The organism is Cupriavidus sp. GW821-FHT02F09, from assembly GCF_059421605.1.
In genome coordinates this window covers 1-18,110 of sequence record NZ_JBWKVH010000041.1, presented here as the reverse complement: position 1 = coordinate 18,110, position 18,110 = coordinate 1, and the positions used below count along the sequence as shown (strand labels likewise).

The following is an 18,110-nucleotide window of genomic DNA, read 5'->3' as shown; positions in this document are numbered from 1 at the left end:
CCGCATCGTAAGGTACGCCACGCGCGGCTCGCCGGGCCGGCACGGCCAGTGCCGGCCTACCTCGCCCTAGCTCATGCGCCGGCGGCAAGTACCGCCAGCATCACGTTCGCGCCAGTGCCAGGCCGGCAAGCGTGCCGCGGCCAGGGGCCCCTTCATTGCGCGATCTGCCTCTCGCTGAAACCAGGGTCGGCGTTAATCTGCGCGTCGGTAAATGGCAAGGCAATCCAGCGCTTGCCGGAAAAACGCTCGGTCTGGTCGGCTGCATGCGGCGACGCCGGGTCCGACGACTGCGAATAGGCAAGGAACGCTTCGGCATGCGGCCCCGCAACGCTGAACGACACCACTTGCAGGTAACTGGTGCCATGCACGACCTCGCGCTTGCCATCGGGCAGATCCCGGGTTTCCATCATGTTGTAGACACCCAGCGCATCGGCGCCACCATGGATCGGAACCCTGCGCGTGCCGCGCTGTGCGCCCTGCACCTCGCCCCAGGTGATATCGGGCCGCATGCCAGTGCTATCCACCGCATGCACCGCGTCGGCCAGCGCCCGCCGCAGCTGCCCCGCGACGGCGGCATCGCCCAGCTTCAGGCCGCGCGGCGTGCGGGCCGGGTCGCGCGCATCGAATGGCACGGCCCAGACCGAGGGCTGCGTGCTGATGGCTGCGAAGAATTTCTCGAAGTAGAGATAGCCGATGTTGCTGCCCAGCTCGGCCTTCCGGTCCCATTGCGCCAGGCGTTCGCAAGCGGCGCCCAGCCTGACCGGCACGCCATCGCGCGTCTGCGCTACCGGCGTGGTGCGGCACAGCGCGAGCACGTCGTCCATCACCTGCTCCGCGAAGTACACACGATTGCTGAGGGTCATGTCCTTGAGCTGCGCCTGCGTCATGCGGCGCCCCGGCAGGCCATCGCTGCCAGCGAGCCGGGCTTCCAGCTGCGCGATGCCAATGCGCGTACGCCCGCCTTGCGGATAGCCGGACTGGCTCACCAGTGGCGAGTACCCGGTGATCGGCGCGGCCGGCTGGGTCAGCCAGGCGCTGTCGTTCGCGTTCTGCACGTAGTCGTGGCGCTCGATGGCCGGCAGATGCGCGGCGTCAACGATGCCGCGTTGCGGGGTGTCTGGATAATCGCCCCAATGGCACAACTGCGTGCCGCGCAGCACAAACCTGCCTGCCGCCGTGCCTCGCCCGCATTGGGCAAGCTGAGCCTCGCTGACATTCGGCACCGGCGTTGCCGCCATGAACAATGCCGTGCCGCCGCTGTCCACCGCGATGGTGTTGTTCCACGGATTGCCCAGGACACGCTCGACCGACTCCCTGAGCTGTCGCAGCGAACGCGCACTGTTCATCGCATGCCACTGGGCCAGCATCCGGTGATTCTCGGTATTGGCATCGCGCAAGGCGTAGGCCTTGGCCGTGGTCCAGCCGTAACCTGGCACGATGTCCGGCAGCGCCAGCACCATGCCGAAATCGCTTAAGTAGAACGTGTGCGACTCTTGCGCGATGGTGCCGTCGGCGCGGCGCACGTCGATCGTCACCAGCTGGCGCCGCATCGGCCGGTAGGCGCCGCCCACGCGGTAGCGCGTGGGATCGGCCGGATCGAGCTCCAGCTCGAACAAGGTTTCATGCGCGGAGGACGTCGTGGTGTGGGTCCAGGCAAACTCGCGCGTGAAGCCGATGCCAACCAGCGGGATGCCCGGCAGCGTGGCGCCCATCACATCCATGCGGCCCGGCAGCGTGAGATGCAGCTGCACCATGCGCGTAATGCCTTGCCAGGGAAAGTGGGGATTGCCCAGCAGCATGCCCTGGCCATTCTCGGTAGCATCGCGGCCCAGGGCCACGCCGTTGCTGCCGGTCCGATAGGCGCTCGCGCGCCCTGCCACCGCCGCTTGCGCGAGCGCCACCCGCGCACGGCGCGCCGGCTCGGGCGCTGCATCGGCGCGCGGCGGCTCGGCAGCCACCAACCATGGGGCGAAAGCCACCGCGCCGTCCAGCGAGGTGTAGAAGCGCATCAGGCGCAACAGGTCGCGCTCGGTGATATCCCGCACCCACGGCGCGTTGCGGCAGGCCTGAGGCAACGCCAGCCGGCCGGCTTCCTTCAGGAAGCGGTTGTAGCCCGCCGCATAGCCCATGAGCAGTTGGCGCACTTCGGGCGGCTGCGCGCGCCACGCGTCGTCAAGCGTGCTGGCCTGGTTGAGCTGCGCGTAGAAAAAATCGGAGCCGCGGTTGTCGAAGAGCCGGTCCGGGTCAGCCATTGCGCTGCCGCCCAGGTAGCGCGCGCGCTCGCCCGCCACTGTCAGGAACTGGTCGGCCAGCACGCACACGCTATCCTCCGCCTGCGCATAGCCCACGCCGAAGCCCAGGCCCGCTTCATCGTTGGCCATCACATGCGGCACACCGTAGCTCGTGCGGCGAATCTGCGCGCGGTAGCGCTCGCCCTGTGCCTGCCCGCCCTCGTCCCCGCTGCCGCAGGCGGCCAGCACGGCACTGAGCCCGCCGGCCAGCACCATGCCACGGCCAATGACAACGCAAGCGGCCACGGCGCAACGCATGCCCGTCATGACTTGAAATCCCAACTCATCTGCTCGAGGATGCCAACGCCGCGCGACGTGCGCATGCATTCGCTGACATAGTCCGTGATCGACAAGGGCTCGAAATCGATCTCCTGCCGGATGCGCCCGTTGTCGAAGACATAGCCAAGCTCGGCAAAACCCGAGTACAGCCGCAGTGCGCGCTCGATCAGGCGCCGGTTGCTGTTGCGCTCCTTGCGCGCCACGTCGCTCGCCAGCGCGGGGAGTTCGCTGGCCGGGCACCTGCGATAAGCGGGCTCGCCATCGCTCGAGACCGCCTCGTCCATGGCGGCGATCACCTGCGCGATAGTGGGCGCGCGCGCGCCGGCCGAGAGATGGTAGGCATCGAAAGCTAGTTCGGGCTTGACCGCGAGACGCAGCAGCGCCCGCGCGCAGTCGTCCACCGCGATCACGTCGATGCGGGTAAGCGGGCCCGCGGTATAGCGGCGCGACTGATGGATGATCCGGAAGAGCCAGAAGATGCTGGCCGAGGGCTGCGTGCCCAGCACGGTATGCCCCACCACGATGGAGGGACGCGCCACCACCAGCGGCAGGTCGGGCAAGCTGTGGCGCAGCAGCACCTCCACTTCCTGCTTGCTGCGCGTGTAAGGCACCAGGTGGCTGAGATCGCTGGTGCCGCCATGGCCAGCATCCCGCTCGGCAATCCTCGGCCCGCGCTGCGTGCCGCAAGCCATCGCGGTGCCGACATGAATGAAGCGCTGCAAGGCTGCGCTGCCCGCGAAGCGCGAGGCAAAGCGCAACGTATCTTGCACGTTGATGCGCGTGACCTGCGCATCGGCGGAGAACGAGGCCATCGCGGCGCAGTTGATGACATGGGTGACGCCAGCTAGGCGCGCCTGCGCGGCAGGCTCAAAATCGCTGTCCAGCGCGCCAAGCAATACGTTGTCTTCGGTGAGCCAGTCCACCCGGCTGCGCAACAGGCCGCACTGGATGGCGTTCTCGCGCAGGCGAGCCAGTGCACCCGCGGCATCCACGCCGCGCACCAGGCAGAGCAAGCGCCGGGCCAGGCCGGCGTTGATGGCGGCCACCATCACATTGCCGCCGATAAAGCCGGTGGCGCCGGTCAGCAGCAGGGAGTCGACGCCGGGCAGGCGTGTCTCGCAGGCACGCGCACGGGCGGCGAGATCCTGCGCGGGCAGGCTGGCGTGCCAATCCCACATCATGGCGTTCTCCTCAGAACGTATAGTTGATCGAGCTCATGCCGAAGTACGACTGCTTGCTCTGCACGATCGGGCTTTTCGCGGCGTCCCCCAGCAGGCGTGTCGCCGCCACCAGGGTGCGCACCGACCATTCCTTGGACAGGGTGTAGTTCCATGCGAGCGACAGCGTCGCGGCGTCGAAGCCGGCCTTGGGGGCATATGCACTGAAGGCACTGTTGGCGGCCTGCGCATCGGTCACGCCGAACAGGGTCTGCATGTAGCGGCCCGAGCCGTAGTGCACGCTCGGACCGAGCGTCACGATATGCGCGCCCGACTGGATCACCGGCATGACCAGATCGATGTGCCCGCTCAGCCCGCGTTCGCGATGCGTCAGCGGCGCGTCCAGCGTCACGCTCAATGTGGTGTCGCCGTACACGCGCGCGCCGAGCTGGAACGCACCCATCAGCGAGCCGCGGATATCGCCCATGCCCTTCAGGTGATCGGAGCCAGGCAGGTCCACGCGGTTCTTGTCGGTACGGCCCAGCGCGTAGCCGAGCGAGGCGGTGGCAAACATGCCGTTGCCGAACTTGTAGGTATAGCCAGCGCCTTGCAGCATATCGATGAAGGCGCCGTTGCCGAAGTCGGCGCGCAGTATTGGTGCGCCGACAGCCCGGTAGTCGCGGCTTCCCGCATAGCGCGGTGCGGCGCCGGCGGCCAGGCCAACGGAATAGGTTCTTTCCGCATGCGCTGCCGGGCACAGGCTCGCCAGCGCGGCCACGAGAAGCACGCCTTTGCACGCTGCCGGCAACCTTGCCACGCCCCCCTGATTTCTTGTTTGCTCTTGCACGGATGCTCCGCCTTGATGTCGAAGCACGCAGATTAGGGATGGCGCGCCGGGCTGTCTGTCCTGAAATCGCGCGAAATCTTGTTCAATTGTGCAAATTTGTCTTGAAGCGTCTCCGGCACCCAAACCAAGTCGTTCGCCGGATAGAATCGGCACTTTTCTGCCCCGGGGAGCCCTGTCATGAGCGATACCATGGCCAAGTACAAGGTATTACTGGTCGAGGACGATGATCGCCTCGCGCAGCTTGTCAGCGAATATCTGGGCAACTACGAATTCGTGGTGGAGGTGGTGCGGCGCGGCGATATCGCGGTGGCCGCCGTCCAGGCCCTGCGGCCGGCACTGGTCATCCTCGACCTGATGCTGCCGCATATGGATGGCATGGAGGTGTGCCGCGGCATTCGCGCTTTCTCGCGTGTGCCCGTGCTGATCCTGACCGCGCGCGTCGATACGTATGACCAGGTGGCGGGGCTGGAGATCGGCGCCGACGACTATGTGGTCAAGCCCATCGAGCCGAGGCTGCTGGTGGCGCGCGCCCGCGCCCTGCTACGGCGAGCCGCCGCAGAGCGGGTTGCCGAGACCGCCACGCCGGCGCAACGGGACCATGAACTGGTATTCGGCGCGCTGGTGATCTCGCCGCCGAACCGGCAGGTGACATGGCGCGGACAGGAGGTGGACCTGAAAACCACCGAGTTCAACCTGCTGCTGATCCTGGCGCGCGCCGCCGGCACCGTGCTGAGCCGCGACGACATCCTCAAGGCATTGCGCGGCATCGAGTTCGATGGCATCGACCGCACCGTCGACTCCGGCATCTCGCGGCTGCGCCGCCGCTTCGAGGATGCCTCGCCCGAGCCGCACAAGATCAAGACCATCTGGGGCCGCGGCTACCTGTTCAGCCCGTCGGCATGGGAGGAATGAATGGTCCGCTCGCTACTCAAGCTCTATCTGCTGGTGATCCTGGCCGCGGCCGGGGCAGTGACCGTCATCAACAACACGTTTATCCCGCTGTTCCATGAGCATTTCACCGAGACCGAACGGGAAAACCGCAAGGGTTATGCCTTTACGCTCTCCCAATTCCTCGGGCCGCAACAGGGCCCCGAGCGCGAAGCCGCGCTTGCCATCCTGCAAAAGCACTCGCGCGAGATGTTTGACCTGGTCGACGCCGCCAGCCTGACGCATCTCGATGCGCAGCAGCGCAGCGACCTAGCCGCCGGCAAGCTGGTGCTGAGCCAGGACGCCAAGCACTACTACCTGCCGCTGCGCGATGGCCAGATCCTGCACGCGTACAGCGAGGAAGACGACCACACCAACATCTCGGTGCTGGCCTACGGCTTGATCGCCCTCGCAACCTTGCTGTCGATCATCGCCTGGGTGTGGTACCACTGGCGCGACCTGGACAAGCTGCAGCAGGCGGCGAGGGATTTCGGCAACGGCAAGCTGTCGACCCGGGCCAACCTGCCCCGGCGCTCCAACATCTCCGCACTCGCCGGGCAATTCAATGAGATGGCCGAACAGATCGAAGCCTCGATCGTGCACCAGCGCGAAATGATGCACGGCATCTCGCACGAGCTGAAGACGCCCATCGCGCGGCTGGAGTTCGGCATCGCGCTGCTGCAGTCGGCCGGCACCGGCGAAGCGGAGCAGGCGCGCCAGGTGCTGCGGCTGGAAGACCTGCGCCGCGACGTGCGCGAGCTCGACGAGCTGGTCACCGAGCTGCTGACGCTAGGCCAGCTCGAGCAAGGCGCGGCGCCGATGATGCTGATGCGCGTATCAGTGAGTGAGCTGATCGACAGTGTCGCGGCCAGCGTGGCCGACGAGGTGGCGGATAACAAGCTCACGCTGTCGGCCTACGCCAGCGGCCCGGCGCCCCATCACGTCTGCGATCCGCGGCTGGTGGCGCGGGCGCTGCTCAACCTCTGCCGCAACGCCACCCGCTACGCGCGCAGCGCCATCCACTTGCACGCCGAGACCGACGCGGCAGGCGCCTTGACCCTGACTGTGGAGGACGATGGCCCCGGCATTGCGCCGGAGGAGCGCGCCCGCATTTTCGAGCCCTTCCACAGGCCCGATTCCAGCCGCAACCGTCATACCGGGGGGTTCGGCCTGGGGCTGGCCATTGTGCGGCGCATCGCGCTGCTGCATGGCGGCCAAGTCAGGCTGGACAGCAGCAGCGAGGGCGGCGCGCGCTTTGTGATCAGCTTGCCAGCCATGGACGAGCCCGCCACGCCCGGCAAGCCGGCGAGTTGAGGAGCCGCCCCCCCATGAAATGGTCGACGATTGTTACCGTACTGCTCGCGTGGATGGGCGCCTGCGCCGCCGCCGGCTGGCTGGCGATGGCGTTTTCCGGCCTGACGGCGCAGTCGTAACGCGGTAGTGACGGAATCTGCCCGCGCAACAAAACAAAAAGCCTGCCGGGACTCCGGGCAGGCTTTTTAGTAGAATACGGTCTGGTTGCGGGGGCAGGACTTGAACCTGCGACCTTCGGGTTATGAGCCCGACGAGCTGCCAACTGCTCCACCCCGCGTCAGAGGGGCGTACTATACGCCACCCTGACGGATTTGCATAGCTTTTCCGGCACGCTTTCTTGACAGCGTTTACGTAAACGTGTAAAAGCAAGTGGGCGCATTCTTTGCGCTCAAAAAAGGATTTTTCCATGGAAACTGGTACCGTCAAGTTCTTCAACGCCCAGAAGGGTTTTGGCTTCATCACCCCGGACGCTGGTGGCAAGGACTTGTTCGTCCACATCTCTCAGGTTCGCGGGGGTGCTCCGCTGCAAGATAACCAGCGAGTGCAATACCAGTCGCAACAGGGCAAGAAGGGTCCTGAAGCGGCCAATGTTTCCCCCGTTTGAACCCGCCGCTTTGCGGCAAAGCTAAAGGACAGAATTGACTAAGATCGTCTTGAAACCAGGTGAGCCCGTTGAAGTTGCAATGCGGCGTTTCCGTCGGGCCATCCTCCAGACCGGCCTGATCGTTGAACTCAAGAGCCGTACCGCTTACGAGAAGCCCACGACCGAGCGCAAGCGCAAGAAGAAAGCCGCGGAATCGCGCCTTCGCAAACGCCTGCGCATGCAGATGTTGCCGAAGAAGATGTACTGATTCGGCACAGCAAGCGGCGAGCGCGCTTCGACGCGTTTCTGCCGCAGGCCGCATAAATCCGCCAGTCATTGCCTGGCGGATTTTTCTTGTTTTAGCGGCGCCGTCGGATGTCCGGCCCTTCGTGGCCTGACAACCGCCGACCGGCCCTGATACCGCCCTGCCCATCGCTCCAATCGGATCGAGCGCGGCCGGCGCTATGCTTGCGTTCGCCCTTTGCGTGCGACACGGCCAGCACTTTTACTCCCCTCTTCGCTTTTTAATGGTTCCAGACGCACGTATGTGCTACTGCCGCGTTGCCTCGCGTTAATGCTACGGCACTTGCCGCTGCGACTGGCAACAAACAGGCCGCACTATGCATGGCGGCCCGCTTGGTCGGCAACGCCCCCCGCGTCAGCTGCGCGCCGCAATCAGCGCGCCCGCACCAATCAACGTGATGCCGCCCGCGCGCTGTACATTGGCCTGGGCGCGCTGGGTAGTGAGGCGCTTGGCCAGCGCACGCGCCAGCAGCGCGTAGACAGCCGCGTTGGCGGTCGCCATCACCACGAAGGTGGGAATCAGCACCACGGCCTGCGGCCAGAAGGCCAGGCGCGCGTCAAGGAACTGCGGCACGAAGGCCACGAAGAACACGATGCTCTTGGGATTCAGCGCGGTGACCAGCCATGCCTTGGCAAAGCGCTGGCGGCTGCTCCCGGACTGTGCCGTGACCGCCATGGCGCCGGCACGCGAGGCGCCGCGCAAGGCCTGGATGCCCAGGTAGACAAGATAAGCCGCACCGGCCCACTTCAATGCCGTGAACAAGGCCGCCGAGGTGGCCAGCACTGCGCCGAGGCCGGCCATCGACAGCGTGAACGCGGTCAGGTCGCCCGCAGCAACGCCAGCCACGGTGGCATAGGCGGAGCGGCCACGATGGGCAAGCGCATCGCCAATCACCAGCAGGATGGTCGGGCCGGGAATGATCAGTACGACGATGCTTGTCAACACAAAGGCCAGCCAGTGCTCGAAGGACATTGCAACTCCAGGTTTCGTTGATTGGGCACCCTGCGGGTGACGCATCAGTATAAGCAACGTGGCTTGCCGGTGACAGCGGCGCCGGCCCTGCCACGTCTCAGCCAGCCGGCATCGGAAAAACCAGGCAGGTGGTAGTGGCGTAAGCGTAGAGCTTGCCCTGCGTGTCGACGATGCGGCCCTCGGCAATCCCGATCTGCGTGGTCAGGCTGATGACCTTGCCCTCCGCGCGAATCGGACCGGTCTTGGCGGTCAGCGGGCGCACGTAGTTCACCTTCAGCTCCAGGGTGGTGTAGCCCTTGCCGGCCGGCAGCATGGTATGGACAGCGCAACCCACGCAGGAATCGAGCAAGGTCGCGGCATAGCCACCGTGCACGCTGCCGATCGGGTTGTAATGCTGGGGGCCAGGTGTGCCCTGGAAGACGAAGCGTCCCGCTTCGAACTCCACCGGGAAGAAGTCCATCAGTTGCGCAATCGGCGCACCCGGCAGCTTGCCGGCCAGCATGTCCTCGAAGAACTGCAGCCCGGCACGTTCGCTCAACTGCGCGAGCGTTGCCACACCCGGTCCTCCCAGCCTGGCGCGCGCCAGTCGTTCCGCCTCCTGCCACTGTGCCAGGGTGTCTTGCGCACTCATCTGCTTTGTTTCCATGATCCGCTCTGATCTGTTTTTGTGTCCCGTGCACGCAGCAACTTTTTCCGGCAGGCGCGCCCCGGCGCGAACCAGCAAGATAACCGCATCCACGAATTCTTGCTGCAGCGCGCCACAGAGCATCCGCGCAGCTGCCTGCATAATGATGGATATTGCGCCCGCGGCGCGCCCAACTCCCGCTCCTGCCTTGACTGCCATTCTTGAACTACGCAATGTAAGCAAGCAATACGGCGACACCGTCGTGGTCGACGATCTCAGCCTGAGCGTGCAGCGCGGCCAGTGCTTCGGCCTGCTGGGCCCGAACGGCGCCGGCAAGACCACCACGCTGCGCTTGCTGCTGGGACTGACCACGCCGGCGTCCGGCACGCTCACGCTGTGCGGCGAGCCGATTCCACAACGTGCGCCGCAGGCCCGCATGCGGGTGGGCGTGGTGCCGCAGTTCGATAACCTCGATCCCGATTTCACCGTGGTGGAGAACCTGCGCATCTTTGGCCGTTACTTCGGCCTGGAGCGCGCCGTGATCGAGGCGCGCGTGCCGGCGCTGCTGGAATTCGCGCGACTGGAGAGCCGTGCCAAGGCGCAGGTAAGAGACCTGTCGGGCGGCATGCGCCGGCGGCTGACGGTGGCGCGCGCCTTGATCAACGACCCCGACCTGCTGGTGATGGACGAGCCCACCACGGGGCTGGACCCGCAGGCGCGCCACCTGATCTGGGAGCGCCTGAAGTCGCTGTTGGCCAACGGCAAGACCATCCTGCTGACCACGCACTTCATGGAAGAAGCCGAGCGCCTGTGCAACTACCTGTGCGTGATCGACAGCGGCCGCAAGATTGCCGAAGGCAAGCCGCATGAACTGATCGACAGCCAGATCGGCTGCGACGTGGTGGAAGTGTATGGCGACAACCTGGCGCCCCTGCGCGGCGAGCTGCACCCGCTGGCGACGCGCACAGAGATGAGCGGTGAGACGCTGTTTTGCTACGTCAAGGAGCCCGCGCCATTGCTGGCGGCGCTGCACGGCCGCAGTGGCGTGCGTTACCTGCACCGCCCCGCCAACCTGGAAGACGTCTTCCTCAAGCTGACCGGCCGCGAGATGCGGGACTGAGGCCAGACTGACAACGGAATGAACATGAGCGAACAAGACCCCCGCCCCGCCGTCGCGCCGGCCGCCGCCACCGCGGCGCGCCCTGGCGCCGCGCCGCGGCAGCATTACCCGCAGCCGCTGCTGCCGATGAACATGCGCAACTGGACCATGGTCTGGTACCGCAACTTCATGGTGTGGAAAAAGCTGGCGATTCCCTCGATGATCGGCAACCTGGCCGATCCGATGATTTACCTGTTCGGGCTTGGCCTCGGGCTCGGCCTGCTGGTGGGACAGGTCAACGGCGTGTCCTACATCGCCTTTCTCGCGGCTGGCACCACGGCGTCCAGCGTGATGATGTCGGCGAGCTTCGAGTCGATGTATTCCGCCTTCTCGCGCATGCATGTACAGCGCACCTGGGAAGCCATCATGCATGCGCCGCTGACGCTCGGCGACGTGGTGCTGGGCGAGATCATGTGGGCCGCGAGCAAGGCGGTGCTGTCGGGCATGGCCATCATGCTGGTGGCCGGCGTGCTGGGTTATGCGCAGTTGCCGGGCGCGCTGCTGGCGCTGCCCGTGATCGTGCTGGCGGGCATCGCGTTTGCCAGCCTGGCCATGATCGTCACGGCGCTGGCGCCCAGCTACGACTTCTTCATGTTCTACCAGACGCTGGTGATGACGCCGATGCTGCTGCTCTCCGGCGTGTTCTTCCCGCTGGAGCAATTGCCCGCAGGCGCGCAGGCCGCCACGCAGGTGCTGCCGCTGGCGCATGCCGTGGCGTTGATCCGCCCCATCATGCTGGGGCGCCCGGTCGACAACCTGGCGCTGCACCTGATCGTGCTCGGTGCCTACGCAGCCGTGGCGCTGGTCGTGGCGCTGATGCTGCTGCGCCGGCGCTTGCTGCGCTGAGGTTGCGGTAGAGGGAAGGGACTGCCGCGAGCGCCCGCGCCGGACATTGCCCCTGGCGCGGGACGTCTCCTTGGCGCTCAACGTGGGCGGCGGGGCTGGATCCGGTGGTGGCGCTGGCGGGCGAATAGCGGTAGCGAGCGGCCCGGGGGAGAGTATGATGCCGGGCACGGCGCAAGGTGTCCGGTGTCCCTGGAAACCTGAGGCCGGCCGCCCACATCACCTCCACCGTCCCGCAAGCGCGAGCAGTGTCCATGCCATTTCCAATGTACGTCCGCGTCGCGCCAGCGAAGAAAGAGCCGCAGGAGAGCCGCGTCATGCGCGCTGCTGCAACGTTGGCCGCTTTGAGCCTGTGCGGCGCAATGGCCGCTTGCAGCGTGGTTGGCGCCACTGTGGCAGTGGGCAGTGCTGCGGTCTCTACCGTGGCCACGGTTGGCTCCGCGGCAGTGAGCGTGGGATCGACCGTGGTCGAGACGACCTACGACGTGACCAAGGCCGGGGTCAAGGCCGTGGCCGGCAGCGGCGACGACGCCGTGCCGGCGCACTGAGCGCTCGGGCGCCTTGGCGCCCTGACGCTTCAGCCCTGCAGGCCGCGCAGCAAGTCCGCCTTCAGGTCTGCTACCGATTCGAGGCCGACAGCCAGGCGGATCAGCCCTTCGCCGATGCCCGCGGCCGCCTTGGCTTGCGGGCTGACGCGTCCATGCGTGGTCGTGTAGGGATGGGTCACGGTGGTGCGCGTATCGCCCAGGTTGCCGGTGATCGAGCACACGCGCGTGTTGTCGATCACGCGCCAGGCATTGGCGCGCTGCTGCTCCGGGGTATCCCCCTTGAGTTCGAACGACACGATGGCGCCGCCGCCGCTTTGCTGGCGCTGGGCCACCTCGTACTGCGGGTGGGACTTCAGCGCCGGGTGATATACGCGCGCGACCGCCGGATGCGACTCCAGGAACTCGGCCAGTGCCAGCGCGCTCTGGCTGTGGCGCTCCATGCGGATCGCCAGCGTTTCCATGCCCTTGAGCAGCACCCAGGCGTTGAATGCCGACAGCGTCGGCCCGGCCGTGCGCACGAAGGGGAACACCTTGCCCATGATGAAATCGTGCGAGCCCAGCACCGCGCCGCCCAGCACGCGGCCCTGCCCGTCGATATGCTTGGTGGCCGAGTGGACCACGATATCGGCGCCGAATTTCATCGGCTGCTGCAACGCCGGCGAACAGAAGCAGTTATCCACCACCAGCAGCGCGCCAGCGTTGTGGGCAATGTCCGCCACCGCGGCGATGTCGGCCACTTCGGTGAGCGGGTTGGACGGCGTTTCCAGGAAGAACAGCTTGGTGTTCGGCTTGACCGCCGCGCGCCAGGCCGCCAGGTCGGTGCCATCGACAAAGGTGGTTTCCACGCCGAATTTGGCGAAGATGTTGGAGAACAGCGTCATGGTGGAGCCGAAGATGGCGCGCGAGCTGACCAGGTGATCGCCCGCTTGCATCGCAGACATCACGATCGACATGATCGCGCTCATCCCGGATGCGGTTGCCATGCACGCCTCGGCGCCTTCCAGCGCCGCCAGGCGGCTCTGGAACATCGCTACCGTGGGGTTGGTGAAGCGCGAGTAGGTGAAGCCCGACTCCGAATTGGCGAAGCGCTCCGCGGCCTCGGCAGCGCTGTTGAAGCAGAAGCTGGAGGTCAGGTACATCGCCTCCGAGTGCTCCATGAACTCGCTGCGCATGGTGCCGGCACGCACGCCAAGCGTATCGATGCCAAGGGAGTCGAGGGGAAGCGGTTCGTTCATGATGGGGAGGCGGTGGTACCCGCGCGGTTATCCGTGTAAGTGGTGGTAGCCTGGCTGCCCCGGCTGCGCGCCGGCGGCAGCAATAAAAAAGCCCGTGCGATCTTTGGCCGGGGGCCGAATCGACGGGCTGCTTGTGTTCGTTGGGATAGGCCCCGCGCTGCGGCGGGAATCCGGCTTGCCAATGTGCCTGTGGTGCGCACAACCGGGAAGCCGGCGTTCCGCTTTAGCTGTTTCGGGCATTTCCCTGTGACGGGCAATTTCCTGTTCCGCGAGCAATGATCAACACCAACGATCAACCTATCGCTCCGGCAGTACCCGCGTCCGCAAGCTGACAATCAAATCGACGCCCGGCAATGTTACGGCCGGGCCTCGCTTCTCGTCAACTCCACGCCGGTCATCACGGCGATTGCGGGCGTGCGCCGTCTTACTCGTTGCCGCCGGAGCGTTGCAAGTGCAGTTGCGAGCGCTCGCTATCGCCAAGGCCACCGGTGCCATCGCGATCGGCCTGGCTGCGCGCGGTTTCCAGGCGCTCCAGGTAGGCTTCGTCGATATCACCTGTGACGTAACGGCCATCGAAACACGAGGCATCGAAGTCGTTCAGCTTGGGGTTGATGTCACGCACGGCCTGCTTCATGGCTTCGACGTCCTGGTAAACCAGCTTGTCGGCGCCGATGATGCGGGCGATTTCTTCATCCGTGCGGCCATAGGCAACCAGCTCGCTGCGGGTGGGCATATCAATGCCGTACACGTTGGGGAACTTCACCGGCGGCGCGGCCGAGGCAAAGATCACCTTGTTGGCGCCGGCTTCGCGCGCCATCTGCACGATCTCGAAAGACGTGGTGCCGCGCACGATGGAATCGTCCACGATCAGCACGTTCTTGCCCTTGAACTCCACGCCCATGGCGTTGAGCTTCTGGCGCACCGACTTCTTGCGCACCGCCTGGCCGGGCATGATGAAGGTGCGGCCGATATAACGGTTCTTGAAGAAGCCCTCGCGGTAGTTCACGCCCAGCTTGTTGGCCACCTGCATCGCGGCCGGACGGCTGGAGTCGGGAATCGGCATCACCACGTCGATGTCACCCGCGGAGACTTCGCGGCGGATCTTCTCGGCCAGGTAGTCGCCCATGCGCAGGCGCGCGTCGTAGACGGGCACGCCATCGATGCACGAATCCGGGCGGGCCAGGTAGACGTACTCGAAGATGCACGGCGTAAGCACGGGATTATCCGCGCACTGCTGGGTGTAGAGCTTGCCGTCGAGGTCGATGAAGATAGCCTCGCCAGGCTCCACATCGCGCTCGAGCTTGTAGCCGATGCCTTCGAGCGCCACCGACTCCGACGCCACCATCCACTCCTTGCCGGTCGGCGTTTCCACGCTGCCCAGGCACAACGGACGGATGCCAAACGGATCGCGCACGGCCAGCATGCCGTAGCCAGCGATCTGCGCGGCGATGGCGTACGAGCCACGCACGCGGCGGTGCATGCCGGCCACGGCCTTGAAGATCGTGGGCGGATCCAGCGCCAGGCCGCTGCTGGCACGCTGCAGCTCGTCGGCCAGCACGTTGAGCAGCACTTCGGTGTCGGAGTGCGTGTTGATGTGGCGGCGGTCGCGGCTGAACAGCTCCTCGTGCAACTGTTTCCAGTTGGTCAGGTTGCCGTTGTGGGCCAGGATCACGCCGTAGGGCGCATTGACGTAGAACGGTTGGGCTTCTTCCTCGCTCGAGGCCGAACCGGCGGTGGGGTAACGCACCTGGCCGATGCCGGCGGCACCCGGCAGGCCGCGCATATTGCGCGTGCGAAACACGTCGCGCACCAGGCCGTTGGCCTTGTGCATGTGGAAGGTGCTGCCGTTTGCGGTAGCGATGCCGGCTGCATCCTGTCCGCGGTGTTGCAACAGCAGCAGGCTGTCGTAAATCAATTGGTTAACGGGCGTGGATGAAACCACACCGACGATACCGCACATGCCAAGCTCCCAGGAAAGGCGTTTGAATCAGGGGGCGGCCCCGCCCTTCAGGGAGGAGCCCGCGTACTACCAGCCGGGCGGGTCTGCCCGGCCTCATGTCATGTCTTGACGTATTTGGCGACTTCGGGAGGCAGCCAGGGCCGCAGCGACTCCATCGCCTGCATCACGTAGGGCCGGGACAGCGCATCGCGCCAGAATGCTTCCTCAGGCAGCTTGGTGAACCCAGCCACGGTCACCACGAACATCACCACCAGCGCGCCGCGCAGCAGCCCGAACACCAGCCCGAGGCCACGGTCGGCGGGCTTGAGCCCGGTGCTCTCCAGCAACTGGCCCAGCACCGTGCCGGCCAGTGCCGCGGCGATCACGGTACCGATGAAGACCACCGCGAAGCCCAGCGCGCTGCGCGCCAGCTGCCCACCGGGCACCGATTCGGGGATCCAGCCTGCCGCGGTGCCGGCGAAGTGGTAGGCCACCAGGAACGCCACCACCCAGCCGATCAGCGATAGCACTTCCCGCACCAGCCCGCGCAGCACGCCGATCAGGCCCGAGGCGATAAGGATGAAAACAACGCTGTAATCGAAAAAAGTCGGCTGCATGCGTAATACGGTGTCCCGGTGCGGCGGCTGGGTAATGAGGATAGTGGGGCTCATGGGGCAACCAGCCCGCGCCGGGCTTTACTGTTCGATCACCTTGGCGGTCAGGCCCGCGGCGCGCACCCGCTTCTCGGCGGCGTCAGCCGCGTCGCGATCCGAAAAAGGACCGGCACGCAGCAGCACACGCTCGCCGTCAGCCAACACCTTCTTCTCGATATAGGCGGGCACCTTGCCTGCCTTGAGCTTGCTCAGCCAGAGCTTGGCCTTCTCCTCCGAGGAGAACGCGCCGATCAGCACCAGGAACTTGCCGCTGCCCGGCTTGGCTGCGGGGGTGGCCGGCTTGTCGGCGATTTTCTCGGCAGGCGCTGCCGCGGTCGCTGCGACGGTAGCCGCAGCGGCCGGCTTGGCCGCTGCCGAATCGGCAACCAGTTCCTCGCCGGCATCGAGCGCCTGGCTATCGAGCTTGGATTGCGGCGCGGGCGGCAACGGATCCGCCTTGCGGGCATCAGGCTTCACCTTGCCCGCGGCGCCCCCCGGGCCACCATCGATCTTGACCGCGATATTGTCGACGACCGGCCTTGGCTGGGTCTCGAAGACGATCGGCAGCACGATGACGGCAGCCGCCATCAGCACCACCGCGCCGATCAGGCGCCGGCGCGCCCGCTGCTTTTGCGGAAACTCGGGGTCGAGCGTGTCGTCCGCGTACTCCTCGGCCAGGCGCCGCGACGACGCGATGCCTGCCCCCGGGTCCGAACGCGAGCGGCGCCCACGCTCCGGTGCCGGGGCGTTGCCCTTGCGGGAAGAAAACAGCGAAAGCAGGCCCATAGATTGGTTCGGTGCGACGGCCGTAAAACCGGCCGTTGAAATTGTCGCTCAGATTGCGCGGCGATTTGCCCCGGTGTTAGCCCCGGAAAACTGCCCGGCGGCCGCGCGACTCAATTTGCCCGGGTGGCGCGATATGCCATCACGCCCGCCACGGTGTAGAACGATCCGAAGACCAGAATTCTATCATCCTCGGTCGCTCTGCCGAGGGCATCCCGGTAAGCCGCCTCCGGGCTGGCAAAGCAGGCTGCCGTGACATCTGGCCCCGGATGGAAACCGCCCTCTTCCAGCTTCTCCAGCAGGTCCGCCGCGCTGGCCGCGCGCGCCGTCGGCAGATCAGCCAGGCACCAGTGGTCGACCCTGTCGGCCAGATGCCGCAGCACGCCGGCGATGTCCTTGTCCTCCATCGCGCCGAACACCGCGTAGGTGTAGCGGAAGAAGCCCATGTTGTCGAGGTTCTGGCCAAGCGTGGCAGCCGCATGCGGGTTATGCGCCACATCCAGGATCACCGTCGGGCGCCCCGGCATGACCTGGAAGCGCCCCGGCAACTCCACGAAGGCCAAGCCGTTGCGCACTTCCTGTGCACTCACCGGCAGCCGCGGGCGCATCGCCTGCAGCGCCGCCAGCGCAGCCGAAGCGTTGAGCAACTGGTTGGCGCCGCGCAACGCGGGATAGCCCAGCCCGTTGAGCTTGCGCTCGCGGCTGCTCCAGTCCCACTGCTGACGCTCCTGGCCCTTGGAGGCCTGCTGATGGAAGTCCCGGCCCACCAGCCAGAGATCCGCGCCGATCGCCACGGCATGGTCGATCACCGACTGCGGCGGCACCGGATCCGCCACGATGGCCGGCACGCCCGGACGGAAGATCCCCGCCTTCTCGTAGCCGATCTTCTCGCGCGTATCGCCCAGGTAATTTGTGTGGTCGATATCCACGCTGGTCACGATGGCGCAATCGGTATCGATCACGTTCACCGCATCCAGCCGGCCGCCCAGCCCCACCTCCAGGATCATGGCATCCAAACCCGCCGCGGCGAACGCATGGATGATGGCCAGCGTGGTGAACTCGAAATACGTCAGGCTCACCGGATCCGCAAAGCTCGTGCGCGCCCGCTCCACCGCCTCGAAATGCGGCAACAGCTGCGCGTCGGTGGCGAACTCGCCATTGATGCGCGCACGCTCGTTGAACGCCATCAGGTGCGGCGACGTATGGCAACCCACCTTGTAGCCCGCCTCAAGCAGGATGCGCTCCAGCATGGCGCAGGTGGACCCCTTGCCGTTGGTGCCGCCGACGGTGAACACCACCGCATCGATGCGCAGCCCCAGGGCCTCCTTGACGCGGGTGATGCGCGCCAGGCCCATGTCGATGCCGACCGGGTGGGCGGATTCGAGATGGGTTAGCCATTCGGGGAGGGAGGGGAAGATAGGCATGGTGGGGAGACGGCGTTAATCGGGGGAGTGGCTTATTGGAGCCGGTTTTGGGGTAAGTGGTTCTTTTGCGGGCGGATTGGCTGAGTTTGGATTTGCGTAGGGGTGATGTTGGGGCGTGTTGGGGTAAGTCAAAGGTCTAACGTCAAAGGCAACTTCAACTGCAGTTTCACCACCCCTGCGGGGCGGCGACCTACTTTCTTGTCTTGCCAAGAAAGTAGGCAAAGAAG

General features: G+C 65.9%; 17 protein-coding genes and 1 tRNA gene. 7 read left to right on the top strand and 11 right to left on the bottom strand.

The annotated features are described in order from the left end of the window. Positions 1 to 152: 152 nt before the first annotated feature. From AC07XB_RS31060 to AC07XB_RS31050, 3 genes are read right to left on the bottom strand one after another with little or no spacing between them, the layout of a single operon-like run. A complete protein-coding gene (locus AC07XB_RS31060) occupies positions 153 to 2,558 on the bottom strand; it encodes a penicillin acylase family protein (RefSeq protein ID WP_492831302.1) in 2,406 nt (801 codons plus the stop codon). Continuing rightward, on the bottom strand, positions 2,555 to 3,751 hold the full coding sequence (locus AC07XB_RS31055) for an SDR family oxidoreductase (protein WP_492831303.1): 1,197 nt from the start codon (positions 3,749 to 3,751) through the stop codon (positions 2,555 to 2,557). The genes AC07XB_RS31060 and AC07XB_RS31055 overlap by 4 nt, the downstream gene beginning before the upstream one ends. Before the next feature lie 10 nt (positions 3,752 to 3,761). Then, on the bottom strand, positions 3,762 to 4,514 hold the full coding sequence (locus AC07XB_RS31050; RefSeq protein WP_492831304.1) for a MipA/OmpV family protein: 753 nt from the start codon (positions 4,512 to 4,514) through the stop codon (positions 3,762 to 3,764). 237 nt (positions 4,515 to 4,751) lie between these two features. Between AC07XB_RS31050 and AC07XB_RS31045 the strand changes: the two genes are divergently transcribed. Both AC07XB_RS31045 and AC07XB_RS31040 read left to right on the top strand, forming a co-directional pair. Then, positions 4,752 to 5,486, top strand: coding sequence for a response regulator (locus AC07XB_RS31045; RefSeq protein ID WP_150983133.1), 735 nt, complete (start codon positions 4,752 to 4,754; stop codon positions 5,484 to 5,486). Beyond that, the gene (locus tag AC07XB_RS31040; protein ID WP_492831305.1) at positions 5,487 to 6,815 is read left to right on the top strand and encodes an ATP-binding protein; all 1,329 of its coding nucleotides are present in this window, start codon (positions 5,487 to 5,489) and stop codon (positions 6,813 to 6,815) included. Between the two features lie 201 nt (positions 6,816 to 7,016). Here AC07XB_RS31040 and AC07XB_RS31035 read toward each other — a convergent pair. Next, positions 7,017 to 7,092 (bottom strand) — tRNA-Met (locus tag AC07XB_RS31035). Positions 7,093 to 7,221: 129 nt separating this feature from the next. Here AC07XB_RS31035 and AC07XB_RS31030 point away from each other — a divergent pair. Beyond that, on the top strand, positions 7,222 to 7,419 hold the full coding sequence (locus AC07XB_RS31030; RefSeq protein ID WP_006158572.1) for a cold-shock protein: 198 nt from the start codon (positions 7,222 to 7,224) through the stop codon (positions 7,417 to 7,419). Between the two features lie 34 nt (positions 7,420 to 7,453). After that, positions 7,454 to 7,666, top strand: a complete 213-nt coding sequence (rpsU, locus tag AC07XB_RS31025; RefSeq protein ID WP_006158571.1) for a 30S ribosomal protein S21 — start codon at positions 7,454 to 7,456, stop codon at positions 7,664 to 7,666. Positions 7,667 to 8,056: 390 nt separating this feature from the next. On the opposite strand, the gene AC07XB_RS31020 is transcribed toward rpsU, so the two are convergent. Both AC07XB_RS31020 and AC07XB_RS31015 read right to left on the bottom strand, forming a co-directional pair. Next, complete coding sequence (locus tag AC07XB_RS31020) at positions 8,057 to 8,674, bottom strand: LysE family translocator (RefSeq protein WP_174425066.1); 618 nt, start codon at positions 8,672 to 8,674, stop codon at positions 8,057 to 8,059. A gap of 97 nt (positions 8,675 to 8,771) precedes the next feature. Further along, on the bottom strand, positions 8,772 to 9,305 hold the full coding sequence (locus AC07XB_RS31015) for a PaaI family thioesterase (protein ID WP_174425065.1): 534 nt from the start codon (positions 9,303 to 9,305) through the stop codon (positions 8,772 to 8,774). A gap of 202 nt (positions 9,306 to 9,507) precedes the next feature. On the opposite strand from AC07XB_RS31015, the gene nodI reads away from it, so the two are divergent. The 3 genes from nodI to AC07XB_RS31000 all read left to right on the top strand — a co-directional run bounded on the left by nodI (position 9,508) and on the right by AC07XB_RS31000 (position 11,849). Then, positions 9,508 to 10,419, top strand: coding sequence for a nodulation factor ABC transporter ATP-binding protein NodI (gene nodI / locus AC07XB_RS31010; RefSeq protein ID WP_492376261.1), 912 nt, complete (start codon positions 9,508 to 9,510; stop codon positions 10,417 to 10,419). A 24-nt stretch (positions 10,420 to 10,443) separates the two neighbouring features. Further along, positions 10,444 to 11,304, top strand: a complete 861-nt coding sequence (locus AC07XB_RS31005) for an ABC transporter permease (RefSeq protein ID WP_492376262.1) — start codon at positions 10,444 to 10,446, stop codon at positions 11,302 to 11,304. A gap of 314 nt (positions 11,305 to 11,618) precedes the next feature. Then, positions 11,619 to 11,849, top strand: a complete 231-nt coding sequence (locus AC07XB_RS31000) for a hypothetical protein (protein ID WP_174425061.1) — start codon at positions 11,619 to 11,621, stop codon at positions 11,847 to 11,849. Positions 11,850 to 11,878: 29 nt separating this feature from the next. On the opposite strand, the gene AC07XB_RS30995 is transcribed toward AC07XB_RS31000, so the two are convergent. The 5 genes from AC07XB_RS30995 to folC all read right to left on the bottom strand — a co-directional run bounded on the left by AC07XB_RS30995 (position 11,879) and on the right by folC (position 17,883). Next, entirely contained in the window at positions 11,879 to 13,084 is a 1,206-nt protein-coding gene (locus AC07XB_RS30995) for an O-succinylhomoserine sulfhydrylase (RefSeq protein ID WP_492813790.1), read from the bottom strand. A gap of 424 nt (positions 13,085 to 13,508) precedes the next feature. Next, entirely contained in the window at positions 13,509 to 15,044 is a 1,536-nt protein-coding gene (purF, locus tag AC07XB_RS30990) for an amidophosphoribosyltransferase (RefSeq protein WP_492376264.1), read from the bottom strand. 98 nt (positions 15,045 to 15,142) lie between these two features. Then, entirely contained in the window at positions 15,143 to 15,640 is a 498-nt protein-coding gene (locus AC07XB_RS30985) for a CvpA family protein (RefSeq protein ID WP_183034345.1), read from the bottom strand. Positions 15,641 to 15,718: 78 nt separating this feature from the next. After that, positions 15,719 to 16,462, bottom strand: a complete 744-nt coding sequence (locus AC07XB_RS30980; RefSeq protein ID WP_150983122.1) for an SPOR domain-containing protein — start codon at positions 16,460 to 16,462, stop codon at positions 15,719 to 15,721. A gap of 110 nt (positions 16,463 to 16,572) precedes the next feature. Continuing rightward, entirely contained in the window at positions 16,573 to 17,883 is a 1,311-nt protein-coding gene (gene folC / locus AC07XB_RS30975) for a bifunctional tetrahydrofolate synthase/dihydrofolate synthase (protein WP_492831306.1), read from the bottom strand. Between the last annotated feature and the right edge of the window lie 227 nt (positions 17,884 to 18,110).